This is a genomic window from Paenibacillus sp. 2RAB27, from assembly GCF_052115445.1.
GTDB lineage: Bacteria > Bacillota > Bacilli > Paenibacillales > NBRC-103111 > Paenibacillus_E.
Window position 1 is genome coordinate 161,520 of record NZ_JBFRGR010000006.1, and the last position, 17,237, is coordinate 178,756.

Annotated in this window: 18 protein-coding genes and 1 other annotated feature; of the genes, 9 read left to right on the forward strand and 9 right to left on the reverse strand. The window is 45.2% G+C overall.

Annotated features, from left to right (window positions below):
• Window positions 1-10 precede the first annotated feature (10 nt).
• Window positions 11-1,828, forward strand: a complete 1,818-nt coding sequence (locus tag AB4114_RS11580) for a M3 family oligoendopeptidase (RefSeq protein WP_441988598.1) — start codon at window positions 11-13, stop codon at window positions 1,826-1,828.
• Window positions 1,829-2,179: 351 nt separating this feature from the next.
• Here the strand turns inward: AB4114_RS11580 and AB4114_RS11585 are convergent, their stop codons facing one another.
• The gene (locus AB4114_RS11585; protein ID WP_441988599.1) at window positions 2,180-3,439 is read right to left on the reverse strand and encodes a methyl-accepting chemotaxis protein; all 1,260 of its coding nucleotides are present in this window, start codon (window positions 3,437-3,439) and stop codon (window positions 2,180-2,182) included.
• Between the two features lie 289 nt (window positions 3,440-3,728).
• On the opposite strand from AB4114_RS11585, the gene AB4114_RS11590 reads away from it, so the two are divergent.
• Complete coding sequence (locus AB4114_RS11590; RefSeq protein WP_441988600.1) at window positions 3,729-4,091, forward strand: O-methyltransferase; 363 nt, start codon at window positions 3,729-3,731, stop codon at window positions 4,089-4,091.
• 40 nt (window positions 4,092-4,131) lie between these two features.
• Here AB4114_RS11590 and AB4114_RS11595 read toward each other — a convergent pair whose 3' ends face one another.
• From AB4114_RS11595 to AB4114_RS11605, 3 genes are read right to left on the reverse strand one after another with little or no spacing between them, the layout of a single operon-like run.
• Window positions 4,132-4,962 carry an ABC transporter ATP-binding protein gene (locus AB4114_RS11595; protein WP_441988601.1) on the reverse strand — a complete coding sequence of 277 codons (831 nt, stop codon included), beginning with the start codon at window positions 4,960-4,962 and terminating at the stop codon, window positions 4,132-4,134.
• A 31-nt stretch (window positions 4,963-4,993) separates the two neighbouring features.
• A complete protein-coding gene (locus AB4114_RS11600; protein ID WP_441988602.1) occupies window positions 4,994-6,043 on the reverse strand; it encodes a FecCD family ABC transporter permease in 1,050 nt (349 codons plus the stop codon).
• Window positions 6,040-7,062 carry a FecCD family ABC transporter permease gene (locus tag AB4114_RS11605; RefSeq protein WP_441988603.1) on the reverse strand — a complete coding sequence of 341 codons (1,023 nt, stop codon included), beginning with the start codon at window positions 7,060-7,062 and terminating at the stop codon, window positions 6,040-6,042. Before AB4114_RS11605 ends, AB4114_RS11600 begins: the two co-directional genes overlap by 4 nt.
• A 185-nt stretch (window positions 7,063-7,247) precedes the next feature.
• Here AB4114_RS11605 and AB4114_RS11610 point away from each other — a divergent pair, with 185 nt between their 5' ends.
• The gene (locus AB4114_RS11610; RefSeq protein ID WP_441988604.1) at window positions 7,248-8,243 is read left to right on the forward strand and encodes an ABC transporter substrate-binding protein; all 996 of its coding nucleotides are present in this window, start codon (window positions 7,248-7,250) and stop codon (window positions 8,241-8,243) included.
• Window positions 8,244-8,320: 77 nt separating this feature from the next.
• On the opposite strand, the gene AB4114_RS11615 is transcribed toward AB4114_RS11610, so the two are convergent.
• A complete protein-coding gene (locus tag AB4114_RS11615) occupies window positions 8,321-8,575 on the reverse strand; it encodes a small, acid-soluble spore protein, alpha/beta type (protein ID WP_441988605.1) in 255 nt (84 codons plus the stop codon).
• A gap of 156 nt (window positions 8,576-8,731) precedes the next feature.
• Here AB4114_RS11615 and AB4114_RS11620 point away from each other — a divergent pair, with 156 nt between their 5' ends.
• The 3 genes from AB4114_RS11620 (at window position 8,732) to ilvD (ending at window position 11,714) form a co-directional block, all read left to right on the forward strand.
• Window positions 8,732-9,229: a hypothetical protein gene (locus AB4114_RS11620; RefSeq protein WP_441988606.1), complete on the forward strand. Its 498-nt coding sequence runs from the start codon at window positions 8,732-8,734 to the stop codon at window positions 9,227-9,229.
• Between the two features lies 1 nt (window position 9,230).
• Window positions 9,231-9,878: a ribonuclease H gene (gene rnhA, locus AB4114_RS11625; protein WP_441988607.1), complete on the forward strand. Its 648-nt coding sequence runs from the start codon at window positions 9,231-9,233 to the stop codon at window positions 9,876-9,878.
• A 150-nt stretch (window positions 9,879-10,028) separates the two neighbouring features.
• A complete protein-coding gene (gene ilvD, locus AB4114_RS11630) occupies window positions 10,029-11,714 on the forward strand; it encodes a dihydroxy-acid dehydratase (RefSeq protein ID WP_068668162.1) in 1,686 nt (561 codons plus the stop codon).
• A gap of 218 nt (window positions 11,715-11,932) precedes the next feature.
• Here the strand turns inward: ilvD and AB4114_RS11635 are convergent, their stop codons facing one another.
• On the reverse strand, window positions 11,933-12,967 hold the full coding sequence (locus AB4114_RS11635) for a permease (RefSeq protein WP_441988608.1): 1,035 nt from the start codon (window positions 12,965-12,967) through the stop codon (window positions 11,933-11,935).
• Between the two features lie 226 nt (window positions 12,968-13,193).
• Window positions 13,194-13,466, forward strand: a binding site (T-box leader).
• A gap of 73 nt (window positions 13,467-13,539) precedes the next feature.
• On the opposite strand from AB4114_RS11635, the gene trpS reads away from it, so the two are divergent.
• Window positions 13,540-14,523, forward strand: a complete 984-nt coding sequence (trpS, locus tag AB4114_RS11640; RefSeq protein ID WP_441988609.1) for a tryptophan--tRNA ligase — start codon at window positions 13,540-13,542, stop codon at window positions 14,521-14,523.
• A gap of 60 nt (window positions 14,524-14,583) precedes the next feature.
• Here the strand turns inward: trpS and AB4114_RS11645 are convergent, their stop codons facing one another.
• Window positions 14,584-14,772 carry a DUF5325 family protein gene (locus AB4114_RS11645; protein ID WP_082595379.1) on the reverse strand — a complete coding sequence of 63 codons (189 nt, stop codon included), beginning with the start codon at window positions 14,770-14,772 and terminating at the stop codon, window positions 14,584-14,586.
• Between the two features lie 151 nt (window positions 14,773-14,923).
• Between AB4114_RS11645 and AB4114_RS11650 the strand changes: the two genes are divergently transcribed.
• Window positions 14,924-15,154, forward strand: a complete 231-nt coding sequence (locus AB4114_RS11650) for an alpha/beta-type small acid-soluble spore protein (protein WP_236288880.1) — start codon at window positions 14,924-14,926, stop codon at window positions 15,152-15,154.
• Window positions 15,155-15,298: 144 nt separating this feature from the next.
• Here the strand turns inward: AB4114_RS11650 and AB4114_RS11655 are convergent, their stop codons facing one another.
• On the reverse strand, window positions 15,299-16,282 hold the full coding sequence (locus AB4114_RS11655) for a metal-dependent hydrolase (RefSeq protein ID WP_441988610.1): 984 nt from the start codon (window positions 16,280-16,282) through the stop codon (window positions 15,299-15,301).
• A gap of 124 nt (window positions 16,283-16,406) precedes the next feature.
• On the opposite strand from AB4114_RS11655, the gene AB4114_RS11660 reads away from it, so the two are divergent.
• Complete coding sequence (locus tag AB4114_RS11660) at window positions 16,407-16,706, forward strand: hypothetical protein (RefSeq protein ID WP_441988611.1); 300 nt, start codon at window positions 16,407-16,409, stop codon at window positions 16,704-16,706.
• 54 nt (window positions 16,707-16,760) lie between these two features.
• On the opposite strand, the gene gerQ is transcribed toward AB4114_RS11660, so the two are convergent.
• Entirely contained in the window at window positions 16,761-17,213 is a 453-nt protein-coding gene (gerQ, locus tag AB4114_RS11665; RefSeq protein WP_441988612.1) for a spore coat protein GerQ, read from the reverse strand.
• Window positions 17,214-17,237: the final 24 nt, after the last annotated feature.

Consider the following 17,237-nt stretch of genomic DNA (forward strand, 5'->3'; position numbering starts at 1 on the left):
GAAAGGAAAGGTGATCGCATTGTTAACATTACCTCTTAATCAAACATGGAATCTTGAAACATTTTTCCCTGGAGGAAGTGATTCTCCTGCATTCGCTGCACATCTAAAGAAGCTTCAGGAGTCCATTGCATCTTTTCAAGAGCAAGTACGTCGTACAGCTTCTMCGCAAAGCGTAGAGGATACCTCGTCGCTGGCCCAATTGATTGAATTGCTTCAGCATAATGTGATGCATATTCACGAGGCAGATTCTTTCGTAGGCTGTTTGCAAGCAGACAATCAGAAAGATAAGAAAGCACCTGTGTTAAGCGGACAAGTGAAAAGCTTATATGCGGAGCATTTATCTTCCCTTACGCATTTTGATCAGATTCTGACTGGAGTTCCAGATCAGGTTTGGGCAGCCGTATTGCAACAAGAGCCCTTTCAAGCCATTGCCTTTTCGCTTGATGAACGTCGCGCACTGGCTAAGGAGAAACTGCCGCCTGAGCAAGAAGCTTTAATTAATGATTTAGCCGTTGACGGCTATCATGGGTGGAGCGATTTGTATAATTCAACCGTGGGTCAATTCAGTATGACTGTTGAAGTTGACGGTAAGCAGGTTGAATTATCCGCAGGTCAAGCTTTTAATAAGCTGCATACTGAGAATCGTGAGGAACGTTTAGACTTATTTGATAAATGGGAACAAGCATGGACGGATAAAGAAGAATATTGTGCAGAAGCATTAAATCACTTGGCTGGCTTCCGTCTTCAAGTTTATAAGGCAAGAGGCTGGAAAAGCATACATAAAGAACCACTAGCCATCAATCGTATGGAAGAAAAAACATTGAACGTGATGTGGGACGTTATTGACCGTAATAAAGGTCTTTTCGTGGATTATCTAAATCGAAAAGCGAAGCTGCTAGGCGTTGACAAGCTGGCATGGGTTGACGTGGATGCGCCGCTAGGCGATTCATCCAAGAAGATTTCTTACGACGAGGGTGCGAGTCTGATCATTGATCAGTTCAAACGGTTTAGTCCGAAGCTTGCTGCCTTCTCTGAGGAAGCTTTCGAGAAGCGCTGGATCGAAGCGGAGGATCGCCCTGGCAAGCGCCCTGGCGGCTTCTGTACCTCATTCCCGCTAGCGGGTGAGACTCGGATCTTCATGACGTACGGCGGGACGCTGAATAACGTCTCTACGCTCGCTCATGAGCTAGGACATGGTTACCACCAGCATGTGATGACGGATATGCCGGCGCTCGCGCAGGAATATGCGATGAATGTAGCTGAAACAGCTTCTACTTTTGCTGAAATGATCGTAGCAGATGCGGTCGTGAAGAGTGCGACGTCGGATGATGAACGCATTGTTTTGCTCGAGGATAAAATCCAAAGGGCTATCGCGTTCTTCATGAACATTCATGCACGGTTTATTTTTGAAACGAACTTCTATGGGGAACGCAGTCAAGGCTTAGTTAGTGTAGAGCGCCTTAATGAGCTCATGGTCGATGCACAAAAGCTTGCTTACAAAAATGCCTTGAGCAGCTACCATCCGCATTTTTGGGCAGCTAAACTGCACTTCTATGCGACAGACGTTCCATTCTACAATTTCCCATATACGTTCGGGTACATGTTCAGTGCTGGTATTTATGCAAGAGCGGTGCAGGAAGGCGCAACTTTCGAAGACAAGTACATCTCCTTGCTTCGCGATACAGGAAGCATGAACGTAGAGGAACTAGCGCAGAAGCATTTAGGTGTAGATCTCACAGAGCCGGATTTCTGGCAAAGTGCTGTCGACATGGCAGCGCAAGATGTGAAGCAGTTCATGGAGCTAACCGAATCGAAGATACGGGTGTAAGTTTGGTTGGTGGCGTTGGTTGACACACTAGGGAGTAGTAGGCAATGGATGAACTTTACTGCTGTACTGGAGCCACTAGGGTTCCAATCAAAGTTCTCAAAGCAGTTAGCGATGTCAAAATTCCAAAAGTGCACTTTTGAATGGGTTTTCAGTTGTTTTATTGGAAATTGATGCAAAAAGGCATCAATTTGGAGGAAATCCAGTGGAGATTGTTGAAAATCGATATAAAGGATGCCTATTTACACGTATTTTCTAACCTGATAACATAGACGCTCTCGCTGCTTTCTACCTCGTTTCGGATAAATAAACAGCCCCTCAGAGAAGGTATCTGAGGGGCTGTTCTTTTATGTATTATAGCTTAAAGATTTGAATGGTTTGCTGCAACTGGGTCACAACCCGCGTCATTTCTTCCGCTTGGGTAACGATGCCCTGTACGGTGGAAATTTGCTCATTCATGGAAGCAGACACTTCTTGCGTACCCGCCGCGGACTCTTCGGTAATGGCTGAAATATTTTCCATCGCTGCGGCGATTTGTCCAGAGCTTTGAAGCATGCTTTCACTTTCTTCTGCAAAGCGTGTAATTTCCTCAGAAATGAAGCCGACGCTGCCAACAATCTCAGCAAATACAATTTCGGTTTGATCGATTAAGACGGTTTGTTTCTTAACGACATCTTCATTGACTTGGATGCTGCGAATCGCATCTTGAATGCCTTGCTCAATGCTCTTAACGAAGCCGAATACTTCACGTGTGAGGGAAGTGGATTCTTCAGCAAGCTTACGTACTTCTTGCGCTACGACAGCGAAGCCTCGGCCATGTTCACCAGCTCTAGCAGCCTCAATGGATGCGTTGAGGGACAATAGGTTCGTTTGCTCAGCGATCTCGGAAATGGAGCGAGTAACACTCGTAATTCCTGCGGCTTGGCGAGCAAGCATATCAATCGTATCGGATACTTGTCTCGTTACTTCAACATTTCGTTTCATACCGACGCCTTGGCTCTCAACGGATGTGCGTCCTTTTTCTACGAGGGTCATCATTAGATCTGAACGGTGTTTCATTTCTTGAGCAGATCCAGCATAATTTACGATTTTCACTTCAATATCTTTGGAAGTGATGGAAACGCCAGAAATCTCCTCAGAGATTTGTCCCGCACCAGCAGCGAGCTCATGGGCCGAAATACTCACTTGCTCAAGAACAGTACGAAAACTTTCATTCTTTACATAGATATCACGGCTTGTCTGGAAAACTTGTTTCGAAATAGATCCTGTATCGCGTAAAATATCGCGGAGCTTGTCAATCATTTTGTTAAAAGATTGGCCGAGTTGACCGAGTGAGTCGTCAGACGTGATTGCCACCTTTTGAGAGAAGTCCCMTTTGGAAATATTAAGCGCAATGCGAGAGATATCGGCAATTGGCTCTGTCAGTTGTGCTTCAAACCAACGAATGAAGGGAAAGCTTCCGGCTAGGATAATAACTAGGAAAATAATGCCAAGTAAGCGGTTCCAGTCTGAGGCAAAAGTTACAATTAACATGAAGATCGAATTTAAACCAATTAGTGCAAAACAACCAAGTTGTAGTTTCTTTCTAAACGATAAGGATGAGATTTGTTCCAATCCGATCGACTCCTCTGCAAAATTTGTTTACTTATGGAGAAAAATAATAGGTGCATTTGAAAATTATATCACCGAACTTGGAAACATTCTACAGTTTTTCGACACCAATCGTTCGGTATTTACAAGAAATTTGGAAATTACATTAAGTGAATATAAAGAATATAGTTAATTATTCAAATATTGGAAATAAACTGTTGAATTATGTAAATTGTCTGGGTATAATAGGTCTACAGTCGCATAATTAACATAATTAGTAAATATACGAAATTTAAGGAGGAGTATTATAAAATTGGAACAGTTTACACTCGCGAGACAAATCGATATGGTATTTCGTAAGATTAAAGATGAGCTTTCTCATGTGAACTCAGGCACAGTGTTTGTTCATATTCGCAACAATGAGATTGGCAAATTTGGTATTAAACATTTGCCGTTTGAAAGCTCAGAGGGTGTACTGCCTGCAGTTGTTAGTGCAGGGTTAACAGAAATACAATTCCAAACATTTCGTCAAATGGCGATCGAGTCACTTAAGCGGAAGAAGAGCTGGACGCATGGGGAAATTATGTTTGACTTTACGGTAAGAAAGAATGTTATTTCAATTAGCATCATGTTCGAAAGCAATTATAATATGGCCACATTCGCACGTACGATTTAGCACTTATACCCATTTCTATTAGGTGAAAGAAGAACCCCGATCACAATTGTGATTGGGGTTCTTTCGCTAACAGTATACGGCCCTTGCCATAGGGAATACACATTGGAGTTCCGAAGATCGGGTCAGTTGTTACCTGACAATCCATCCCAAACACTTCACGCAACAAAGATGCATTGACGATGTCCTCTGGCTTCCCTTCCGCATATATAGAGCCTTTCTTGATGCTGACAATGTGATGCGCGTAACGACAAGCTAGATTAATGTCATGCAGAACCATGACAATTGTGCGCTGTTCTCTCTCGTTCAGGTCAAATAATAAGTCCAACACTTCAATCTGATGGGTAAGATCGAGATAGGTGGTTGGTTCATCTAGGAGTAATGTAGGCGTGTCTTGCGCTAAAGTCATCGCGATCCATGCGCGCTGGCGTTGTCCGCCAGAGAGCGAATCCACGGTGCGATCGGCAACTTCTAGCATATCGGTAAGATCGAGTGCCTTCATAACCTTGTTTTCATCCTCTTGACTCCATTGCTGCAGCCAACTCTGATATGGATAGCGCCCTTGTTTAACAAGTTGTCTAACGGTGAGGCCTTCTGGAGCAGTTGGCCCTTGGGGCAAGATCGCCATTCGTCGTGCGATCTCTTTGGTCGAGAGCTTCGCGATCTCATTCCCGTCTAATAGAATGCTACCTGAAGTTGGTTTCATAAGTCGAGCAAGTGAGCGTAATAGTGTGGATTTTCCACAGCCGTTACTGCCGATAAATACGGTTATTTTGCCCTTAGGGATTTGTACATTTAAACTTTGGAAAATCGTTGTATCGCCATATGTCAATTGAAGCGATTGGGCTTCGAGTGCTTGGTCTGAGGTTGTCATAAGCTCGTTCTCCTTTTCGTAGACATGGGGGTTATCCCCGATTCCTACTGCGATATAGGACGTAGATGAAAATAGGTGCGCCAATGGCTGCTGTAAATACACCTGCTGGGATATCGAGTGGCTTGAACAGGAAACGACCACATAAGTCTGCGATCAGCAATAGCAGAGCGCCAGTGAACGCAGAGACAGGAATCAAGGAGCCGAAGCTAGGACCGACAAGTTTACGTGAAATGTGCGGAGCCATGAGCCCAATGAAGCTTATCGCACCGCCAAAGGCGACAGCAGCTCCAGCCAGGGCAACACTCAGCATAATTAACAGAAAACGTTGACGCTGTACATGGCTTCCAACACTCTGTGCAATATCTTCACCTAGGGACTGGATGGTAATGTGCCGCGCGTAGAAGAAGATAACGGGTATCAGCACAGCGACCCAGGGGAGCAAGGGGTAAACCGCTTTGGCCCAAGATACGCCATAGATACTGCCCGTCATAAAAGTTAGTGATTGCTGAGCGAGTACGATAGGGCCCGTTAGCATCATGAGATAGGATACTGCACTCATTGCAGCTGTGAGCCCTGTCCCAATGAGGACGAGTCGCAGCGGCGTAATGCCATTTTTCCAAGAAAAGAAGTATACCAGCAAGGTTGCAAGGAATGCGCCTAGAATAGCTGCGACCGGCAGCCAATGAATGCTGAGTTTATCTGAGAAAAAGAAGAAGAAAGATACAGCGCCAAGCGTTGCACCGCCTGTTGTTCCAATCGTATCTGGTGAAGTGAGCGGGTTGCGCACGATCCCTTGTAGAATTGCGCCTGCTACACCTAAAGATGCGCCGATTAGAACAGCTACGATGACACGAGGCAAACGCAATGAGCGAACGATCATCATACTTGAATCTGTTCCATAGCCGAATACGGCCTTTATGACATTCACCGGTTTAATCGTAATACTGCCGACGCCTGTGCTTATAATCATCATGAGGATAACCGCTAGGAATAGAGATAGCGTGACGACAATGGCTTTTTTGCTTATTAAAAAAGAGTAACTTTTGCTTCGAATCGTAATATCTCGCTTAGAAGTACTCATTTCAGGAGTCCCCCTTTACGCGCTATGTAGATAAAGAAAGGAACGCCAAGGATAGCGGTCATTACACCGACATGAACTTCCTTCGGCATAATAATAAACCGCGCTCCGATATCCGCGCTTACCAACAGAATACCGCCTAGCACAGCGCAATAAGGAATGACCCATCGGTAGTCAATCCCGACAAGGAAGCGGACAATATGAGGTATCATGAGGCCGACGAACACAATTGGGCCTGCAACAGCAACAGATCCGCCAGCAAGAATTATTATAATGAGTGCAGTAATTAGTTTGATGTACACGGTTTGTTGTCCTAATCCTTTGGCAATATCATCACCCATGGATAAGATATTGATGTGGGGGGATAGCAGAATAGCCCCGATCCAAGCGAGCAGCATATACGGATACACGGATTGCAGCATAGCCATCGTACGCCCTTCGACAGATCCTACAAGCCAGTAGAGTACTTGTTCGAAGGCTTTGCCATTACCCAGCAATATTCCTTGTGTGAGTGAAGCGAAAAAAGCCGTCATCGCAGCGCCTGCAAGTGTGATCTTCATGGGTGTCAAGCCGTCGCGTCCTAGCGATCCAAGCCCGTAGACCAATGTAGCACTCACGGCAGCGCCAAAAAAAGCAACCCACGTAAATTGCGTTAGGCTGGATATGTTGAAAAAGCTTACAGCTACAACAATAGCAAAAGCAGCCCCAGAATTAATTCCGAATATACTCGGCGAAGCGAGTGGATTTCGAGTCATTGCTTGCATAAGTGCACCAGCAACGGCCAAACTGCCACCAACGAGTGCGGCAATTAAAGCTCTAGGAATTCGCACAGTTTGAATAATTATCGATTCATTCGTTGGTTTGTCAGAAGGATCAAAGGAAGTCATGATTTGATCCCAAGAATACGTTTTGAGGCCAAATCGGACACTGCTAAGTATGAGTACAAGTAGAACACAAACGGCTGCTAGTAACCCGATACTTTTATAAATATGAGAGAGACGTTCTGTTGTTGGTGTATGCACGGTGGGTACCCTCTTCCTTCCTACCTTTCTTGCTTCATATATTCTAAAGTCAACGGTATTTGAAGTCAATGAATATGAGAATCATTATCAAAATTGTTGACAAATCAGGTCCATTTCTAGTATTATGTGCACAGTAGTGAGAATCGTTATCATAAAAAAGTACAACTAGGGGGAACACAATTCGTATGTTTAATCAAAAACGCCGCACGTTTGGAAGAGCGTGGGCTCTTGTTGCATGTCTCTTTGTTTTTAGTATGATCGTAACCGCATGTGGAGAGAAAGCAGAAACGAAGTCGTCTGCCTCAGCGGCTCCGCAAGAATCAGCGAAATCGGATGCTACTCGCACAATTAAGCACGCTATGGGAGAAACAGCCGTACCTGCCAACCCTAAACGTGTTGTCATTTTAACGAATGAAGGAACAGAAGCTTTACTTGCTTTAGGAATTAAGCCGGTTGGAGCTGTTGAATCCTTCTATGGTAATCCTTGGTTTGACCATTTCAAAGCGGACATGCAAGGTGTTACAACAGTAGGTGTAGAAGGACAGCCGAACCTGGAAGTCATAGCTTCACTGAAACCCGATTTAATTATTGGAAATAAGCTTCGCCAAGAGAAAGTATACGAGCAATTGAAAGCTATTGCGCCAACTGTTTTCGCAGAAACACTGCGTGGAGAATGGAAAAATAACTTCAGTCTGTATGCAGATGCATTGAATAAGAAAGCCGAAGGCGCCAAAGTAATCGGGGATTACGATAAACGTATTGAAGATTTCAAATCCAAAGCAGGCGACAAGCTGAAAGAAAAAGTGGCTGTTGTCCGATTTATGGGTGGTAAATCGAGATATTACTATGGTGATATGTTCTCTGGGGTTGTTTTCAAACAACTAGGCTTTGCTCGTTCGGATGCTAAGAGTGATGAGAAGTCCTTCGAAGATATTACCAAAGAACGTTTAACTGAGCTGGATAATGCTGATCGCGTATTCTACTTTACGTATGAAATTGGTGATGGCAAAGGCAATAAACAAGAGCAAGAGTGGATGAATGATCCGCTTTGGAAAAATTTAAAAGTGGTGAAAGAAAATAAAATTGTCAAAGTAAACGATGCAACTTGGAATACAGGCGGCGGCGTTCGATCAGCAAACATTATGTTGGATGATTTGTACAAAATCTACGACATTAAATAGGTTGAAAAAAAGGGCTTTCTCCGAGTATCTACCMGGATGAAGGCCCTTTTGTTGCTTAAGTATTTTGGTTCGTTAAATTATCTGCTGAAATTGTTGCTTGCACCAGCAAGTTGTTGCTCAGCAATTTGAACGAGACGACGAGTGATGCTGCCCCCGATAGATCCTGTGTCATAAGACGTCATGTAACCATAGTAGCCATCTTGAGGAATTTGGATGCCCAATTCTTGTGCAACTTCATACTTCAATTGGTCTAGGGCTGATGATGCTTGTGGAACTAGTAGGGAGTTACTGTTACTATTGTTGTTACTGCTGCGAGATTGTCCTGTAGCCATCTGATATCACCTCCAGTAATAGGTAGTATGAACAGTTTTGTAAATATTACTCATACTTTTTTTGGGAAATTAATCCTTTTTATAAAAGCGTAAAAGCAGGAATGATTCGACTTTGGTATAATGGAAAAATGGACGTCGGGAAGGCGGGGAGAAAGCATGTTTGAACTAGTGATTAAGGGCTGGTCCTTAGATAAAGATTTACAAATTATTCAAGCGGATGTTCATATGTCTGTGGATGATAGTCTTATTATAGAAGAACCTTTATGCATTGATGTTGGTCTTCCTGCTTTGTTATATAGTGCGCTGCATGATACAGCACCGAACCGCTTTGCCCCTGCCGATCAGTGGGAACGGATGCCGTTCTTCGTATGCGGATGCGGCGACCCAGAGTGCAGAGGTTTCTCTTTCGTTGTTCGGCATTTGCCCGAGGAACAGCTTGAACTCTCTTCTGTGGAAGAGCGAACGAACGGTACATATCGCGAACTGGAGACGCATGTCATCCCGATTCGCGAATATCGCGAACAAGTTGTAAACATCGGGGAAACCTATTTGCGATTTGTTGCAGATTTGGATTACCGTCCTTATTTTCAGAATACGGTGAAGGTCGTCGAAGAGCTGGTAGAGCAATTACAACTAACATTACGGAGTGAATAATATGGCTGCATCGAAATATTATGTGGTTTGGGTTGGACACAAGCCAGGTGTATATCGTTCATGGGCGGAATGCCAAGCCCAAACGAATGGCTATCCACAAGCGAAGTTCAAGTCTTATGAGACTGAAGGTGAAGCGCGTCAAGCACTTGAGAAAGGATGGCAGAAGTCACTGAATTTTGCTGCAAAAGGGACTGGTGGTTCGGCCGTTGGTAAAAAAACGGCGACTCCTGAGTCAGCGCCTGAGGTGGATTATGACAGTATTTCAGTGGACGTTGGCTGTTCCGGAAATCCAGGGATTGTGGAGTACAAAGGCGTGGATACGCGGACTGGTGAAATCATATTCTATCAAGGACCGATTTCGAAGGGCACGAATAATCTGGGGGAGTTTCTTGCCATTGTACATGGACTGGCTTACCTGCAGAAAAAAGGAAGTAAACAAACCATTTATACTGATTCGGTTACAGCGTTAAGTTGGATTCGGAAGAAGGAAGTATCTACTAATTTAGTGCGAGATGCATCTACCGCGGAAATATGGACTTTGGTGGATCGCGCGTTGAAATGGCTGCATACGAATACGTATACCAATAAGATCGTCAAGTGGGACACGAAAAAATGGGGCGAGATCAAGGCGGATTTCGGCAGGAAGTAAGTCGAATGAATGTGACGTCCTAATTCGTGAATAAGTTGGTTTGCTTTTACTTTGATGCGTTATCACACTAAAGGGAGAAATATTGCGAGAAGTGTGGTATGATAGTTTCATTGTTTTCATAACAGATATGAATTCTAGGAGGAATAAAGAATGGCACATCCAAAACAGCGCAGTGACATGATTAAAAAAGGTTTCGACCGTGCTCCACACCGTAGCTTGCTACGTGCAGCTGGCGTTAAAGAGGAAGATTTCGGCAAGCCGTTTATTGCGGTTTGTAACTCTTATATAGACATTATTCCTGGACATGTGCATTTGCAAGAATTCGGTAAGCTTGTGAAAGAAGCGATTCGCGAAGCAGGCGGGGTTCCTTTCGAGTTTAACACGATCGGTGTTGACGATGGAATTGCAATGGGTCATATCGGGATGCGTTATTCCTTGCCAAGCCGTGAGATTATTGCCGATTCCTTGGAAACAGTAGTAAATGCACACTGGTTTGATGGCATGGTTTGTATTCCTAACTGTGATAAAATTACACCTGGTATGATCATGGGTGCTCTTCGCGTTAACATTCCAACGATGTTAGTAAGCGGTGGACCGATGAAAGCTGGTAAAGATAAAAACGGTAAATCCATTTCCCTTTCTTCCGTATTTGAAGGCGTTGGTGCTTTCCAAGCGGGTAAATTGGATGAAGCGGGTCTGGAAGAGTTGGAACAATACGGTTGTCCAACATGTGGATCATGCTCCGGTATGTTCACAGCGAACTCCATGAACTGTCTAGCTGAAGGTCTTGGACTTGCAATGCCAGGTAACGGAACCATTCTTGCTGTTGCGGAAGAGCGTAAGCAATTCGTTAAAGATTGCGCGAAGCAATTGATGGTTCTGATCGAGAAAGATATCAAGCCGCGTGATATTGTAACGATTGATGCGATTGATAACGCATTTGCTTTGGATATGGCGATGGGTGGATCCACGAACACGGTTCTACACACTTTGGCTATCGCGGCTGAAGCGGGTATCGAGTATCCGATCGCTCGTATTAACGAAGTAGCAGAGCGCGTGCCTCACCTTGCGAAAATCGCTCCAGCTTCTGATTACCACATCGAAGATGTGCATTTGGCAGGCGGTGTGAGTGCGGTAATCAATGAGTTGCTCAAAAAACCAGGTGCTTTCAACGGTGACTGTCTATCCGTTACGGCACAAACACTTCGCGAGAACGTGGCTGGACGTGAAATTCAGAACTTTGATGTCATTCGTCCACTTACGAACCCGCACAGTGAGCGCGGTGGTCTAGCTGTTCTATTCGGTAACTTGGCACCAGAAGGCAGTATCGTAAAAGTTGGTGCTGTTGATAAGTCTGTTGGCGGACGTCACGTAGGCCCAGCGATCTGTTTCGACTCCCAAGACGAAGCTTTGTACGGTATCGCAAATGGTAAAGTAAAAGAAGGACACGTTGTTGTCATTCGTTATGAAGGGCCAAAAGGTGGACCTGGTATGCCAGAAATGTTGGCACCAACATCCCAAATCGTAGGTATGGGTCTTGGCGCGAAAGTAGCCTTGATTACCGACGGACGTTTCTCCGGCGCATCCCGCGGTATCTCGCTTGGTCATATGTCACCTGAAGCTGCCGAAGGTGGACCACTCGCTTTCGTACATGATGGCGACATCATCGACGTCGACATGGATGGACGCAAAATTGAATTACAAATCAGCGATGAAGAGTTTGCCAAACGTCGTGAGTCATGGGCAGGATTCCAACAGAAGATTACTTCTGGTTACCTAGCGCGTTATACGAAAATGGTAACGAACGCGAGTGCTGGCGCTATTTTAAAAATCTAATTCTTTACAAGATAAAAGCCTTATCCGACTTGTGTCGGGTAGGGCTTTTTGTTCAACTATTGGATGCGAGAATGCTGTCATCACTATCCCCTAAGCTCAGTTCAGCCTTCATTGAACCGACAACCTGAGCGAAAGGGATAGTGGCCATAGATTTAGCTGTCATGAAGAACCTTGATGAAGTGTTACAAATATATAGACGAATCAAGAGTGTAGGGAATTCAAGCCAGAAAAAAATGCATAAACAGAAGAGAACCGCCCAAAACTGTTATCGCAACAACAATAGATAGCGTCAATACAAATCGCGCCTTGAAGATCGAAAGCATCATGAGTGTACTCTTCACGTCGATCATGGGCCCGAATACTAAGAAGGCAAGCAAGGAGCCAGGTGAGAATGATTTGGCGAAGGAGACTGCGACGAAGGCGTCTGTCGTTGAGCACAAGGAGAGCAGGTAAGCGAAGCCCATCATGAACACGTGAGAGATGAAGGCTCCCTGGCCGATGGCGCTCAGGCTATCCTGTGCCACGAATGTCTGTATCAGCGCCGTCAGAAGCGCGCCCAGCATCAAGTACTTGCTCATCTCGAACAGCTCGGAGGATCCATGGCTGACCATGGTCATGAGCTGGCTGCCACCATGGGCGTGGTTGTGGCCATGATGGTCATGACCATGATCGTGATGATTGTGACTATGATCATGAGTATGACTATGGTCGTGCTTGTGAGCGTGATCGTGGCTGTGGTGATGATCATGCTGCTCAATGTGTTCTTTTCCATGTGCATGATTATGTTGATGTGTCAGGCTTGCTGCAGGCTCAATTGGATGCCTCAAAGGGTTGCTTTTAAGGAAACGCGTGAGCAGGAAGCCAATGACCAGCGCGACGCCAAAGGTGAGCCCCATACGTGAATAGGCCATAGCAGGGTTACCGCGGAAAGCCATCCAAGTGGAAGCGAAGACGATGGGATTAAGGATAGGCCCCACTAGAATGAAAATAACAGCGATGTAGACGGGCATGCCTTTACGCATCAACCTGCGTACGAAAGGAATCATGCCGCACTCACAGAGGGGGAACATAATTCCCAGCACGCAGGCGAATAACACACCACCGAGGGGGTGTTTGGGGGTCAATCTTTGGATGACACCCTCAGGAATAAAGTTTTCAACGATCGTAGATAACAGGACGCCGAGAATCATGAACGGAAGGGCATCTAAGAAGATGTCCATAAAAGCCATAAAGACATGGCTGATCGGTTCCATGACCATCCCCATTGGGGGGAGTTGTCTTGTTGTTACAATCAGAAACAAGAGAAACACGCATATCACCGAGGAGACGGGAAGGCTCCAGCGGTATAGAGTTGAGGACAATGCAGTAACACCCCTTTGCCGAAGGAATTGGTATGTAACTATCCTATGTACATGCTGGGCTATCTAGGACAATGTCCTTGATTGACATTGCTACTTAAGCGTGTATAATAATAGKAAATCAATTGCGATGATAGGAACAAGTACGTTTGTCTCCCGTTTCTCAGAGAGCCGGTGGTTGGTGCGAACCGGTGAAACAAGCAGACCGAATGGATCCTTGAGCTTGAAGCTGAACACTGTGTAGAATCACCGGAACCTAGGCCGGATTAAAACCACAGTTAACTATGCTAAACGGTAGCTCTCCGTTATCAGAGCCTGAAGGTTTACATGCACATAACTTCGGTTATAAGTAGGTAGACAAATTAGGGTGGTACCACGGTCTCTCGTCCCTTGCGGAGGGAGGCTTTTTTGTTGTCTTTTTTAGCGATACGAATGAGAAATAGTGAAAATCATTGGAGGTATTTGGAATGAAACGTGTATTATCTGGTATGCAATCCAGCGGTCAGCTGACGATTGGCAATTATATTGGGGCACTTCGCAACTTTGTGAAGCTGCAAGAACTTCATCGCTGTTATTTCATGGTGGTCGATATGCATGCGATCACAGTGCCGCAAGAGCCAGCAGCGCTTCGGGAACAAACGGAGTCCATCGCTTCGTTATACATTGCTTCGGGTCTTGATCCGAATAAGGCTTCTGTCTTCTTACAGTCCCATGTTCACGCACATGCAGAGCTAGGCTGGATTATGACGACGCTGACGCACATGGGCGAGCTTGAGCGCATGACACAATTTAAAGATAAGTCTGAAGGTAAAGAATCTGTCGGTGCAGGACTATTCACGTATCCGTCTCTGATGGCGGCTGACATCTTGTTATATAACGCAGATCTTATTCCAGTTGGAGACGATCAGAAACAGCATTTGGAGCTGACGCGTGATTTGGCTAATCGATTTAATAACCGTTTCGGCGATATGTTCACAATGCCACAGCCCTATATGCCTGAGGTAGGCGCCCGTATTATGTCGCTCGATGATGCTTCCAAGAAGATGAGCAAGAGCAGTCCAAATGCCGGCAGTTACATCGCGATGCTCGACGAGCCAGATGTCATTCGTAAGAAACTTAGTCGTGCTGTTACGGATTCTGGGCGCGAAGTGACGTATGATCCTCAGAATAAACCTGAGGTTAGTAATTTGATGTCGATTTACTCACACTTTGCGGAGATGAGTTTAGCGGAGATTGAGGCTCGATATGAAGGGCAAGGTTATGGTCCTTTCAAAAAGGAACTGGCCGAACATATCGTTGCTGTTCTGGAGCCTATCCAACAGCGCTATCGTGAGATTCGCAGTTCTGGAGCCATTTTTGACATTTTGAAAAAGGGTGCGGACGAAGCTGCCGAGGTGGCGAATCAAACGCTGCTTGAAGTAAAGAAACGGATGGGCTTTATTGTTCGCTAAGCGCATCTCTACACAAACAAAAAGCTCAAATCCCAATGACTGGGGATTTGAGCTTTTTTTTCATTCGGAAGGTGTATTTTTCCGACGACGCATTTTGGCTTTCGTAACGAAGCCGTATCCGATAAATCCTAACGAAATGAGGGAGAAGAGGAGCACCATCCACGGCTCGCGTAGAGCAATGAATAGGGAAATACAAGCGAGCAGCAGCGTACCAACAACTGCGAATAGGAGAGCAAGTGGTTTACTCATCTAGGCGACCTACTTTCTTGAAGTTCATGACATCTTCTTATATTAAACTTTTTTGAGCGCTGTGCATATAAATTCATTTCCTCCACATACTATCTTTGCAAGCTTGCAAATACATCAAAGATTATAGCTGACTGAAAGGAGTTCGATCCTGATGGCACAAAATCGTAGCAGCAATCAACTGGTAGTTCCACAAGCAAATCAAGCTTTAGATCAATTGAAATATGAGGTAGCTCAAGAGCTGGGCATTCAAATCCCTCAAGACGGTTACTATGGCAACATGGCAACTCGTGATACAGGTTCCATTGGTGGTGCGATTACTCGCCGCTTGGTACAAATCGCTGAGCAAACGCTCGCGGGGCAATCTGGTTCTAATTTCCGTTAATTAGATACTAGACTCCGTACTAGCATTCCCGAACTATGTAATAATAAAGCCTAGGAGCCTAAATAGCTCCTGGGCTTTTGTTGCGTGTGGGTATGCGAAGCTACGAATAAGAAGAACCCCTGCAACCATGCAAGGGCCCCATTCTCAATAAAGGTCAACTTTAAACTTCTTCTCAAGCTTCGTATCGTTCACCCAGCCTACATAAGAATCAAGTGTTTGGAAATTGCGGTCCATCCGAATAACACCGACGAATGGGAATTGCTTGCGATGGCGGTAGCGGACATCCGCCCACCTCACTTCATAGCCCCACCGATGTTCTTTGACCTCAGCACAAGTGAAAGAGGAGAAATAGAGCAGCGCTTGAATGTCCTCATGCTGCTTGGAAACCTCGACGGCCGGGTGGTCAGAGCAGGTGATGGTGTCCAGCCATTTCAGCTTGCCATTTTTGAGTTCGCCTAATTGGTAGGTTCCGTCTGTGCACTCTTTCACAATATTCCAGACATAGAGGTTGAATGTTACAATAAGGGTATATTTATCACCGGGCTGATAAGTAGCATCTTTGCGATAGAGCCCTTTTTCAATAATAGCGTGATCCAGAGTCCGCCAAATGTAATACAGCGCAAGTAAGCCGTATAAGGTAGGGAAAATCAGCTGCGGCTTCGCTAGATGGAAGGACCACATGAAGATCGCGGCAATGTGACTCGTGAATATGAACGGATCGAAGATGTGAATGATGTTCCACGACACCCATTTTTCCGAAAAAGGTCGAATGGCTTGTGTACCATACGTATTGAAACAGTCGGTGAACACATGAACGCAAACCGCGATCCCGATCCACATAGCGAGATGCAGGAAGGATATGCCATGGAAAAATGGTGCAAGTGCACCAGTAATCAACAACGTCCATAAGGGGAGGGCAGGCAACGAATGTGAGCGACCGCGATGATTGCGAATATAGAGGGCATTGCCCTTGAAACGGAGCAGTCCATCAATATCGGGAATCTGCGAGCCAACGACGGTTCCAATGAAAACAGCAGTTGTTGCTGCTGTATTTGCGGAAATGCTCGGGTCGATTTGCGAGAGCCCTGCTAATCCTAAGCCAATGACGAGATGAGTGCCTGTATCCAACTGGTTATCCTCCTAAGTGTTCTGTACACACGGTTTGTTCTGTCTCTGAGCTGAAGGGACAAATTACATCTTGCTCTTAGTTTACCATTTTAGAGCAAAAAATAAATCAGAAGGAGATCTAAAAATGTCTAAAGTTTTTGTAGAGTATGCCATAAAATCAGAATTTCGAGCTTCTTTTCACATCTATATGCAAGGAATCCAGCGACGGGAAGGGCGTTTGGAGCTATTGGAGGGGACCGATCAAGAAGGACTTTATGTAGAAATTTGGCATGATGTGACGTATGAGGAATACCTGAGCATGAAGGAGGAACGATTGAACGTTGAACGATTGCGTGATGGGCAGCATGGCGACTGGGAGCAATGGATCAAMGGCGGCATCCCCAAACTGCACATGTGGCATTTCTCGCCAGCTACGTATTCTTAAAACGAAAAAACCGCTGCTCTAAGCGAGCAACGGCTTTCGTATGCGAATCAGCTATTATCTGGAGAAAGCTCCGCCCCGGAAGGGGTAGGTGTAATTGAGTTCTTCATCAAATGTAATGTAATCTAAATTCACCATAAGTAATAGGAAACGCATGCCAGTAACAGGATCACTGATAATGATATGATCTCTTCCTGCGGCTTCTAATCTTCCTTTGAAAATTTTGGCGTTCCACTCGGAGTTGTTTTCGTATGTCATATAGATGGTTGCCATTTTACCAAGGTTCAAACGCAGAATATTTTCGATATACGATTCTTCAAGTGCTGGAAGTCCCGGTACATTAACGCCTGTTTGTAAACCACTTCCTGGTGGAGTGAGGACAGACCCGGCTGGTGTTTGGGGAACAACTTTATTCGTAATTGCAGTTGGAACGGGGTACGCTGGATACGGATTGCCATATTGCATTTGCGGCATTGCTTGATTACCTATTTTGTAAGGGTTATTCAACATGAGTATAATTTCCTCCTTGAGCTT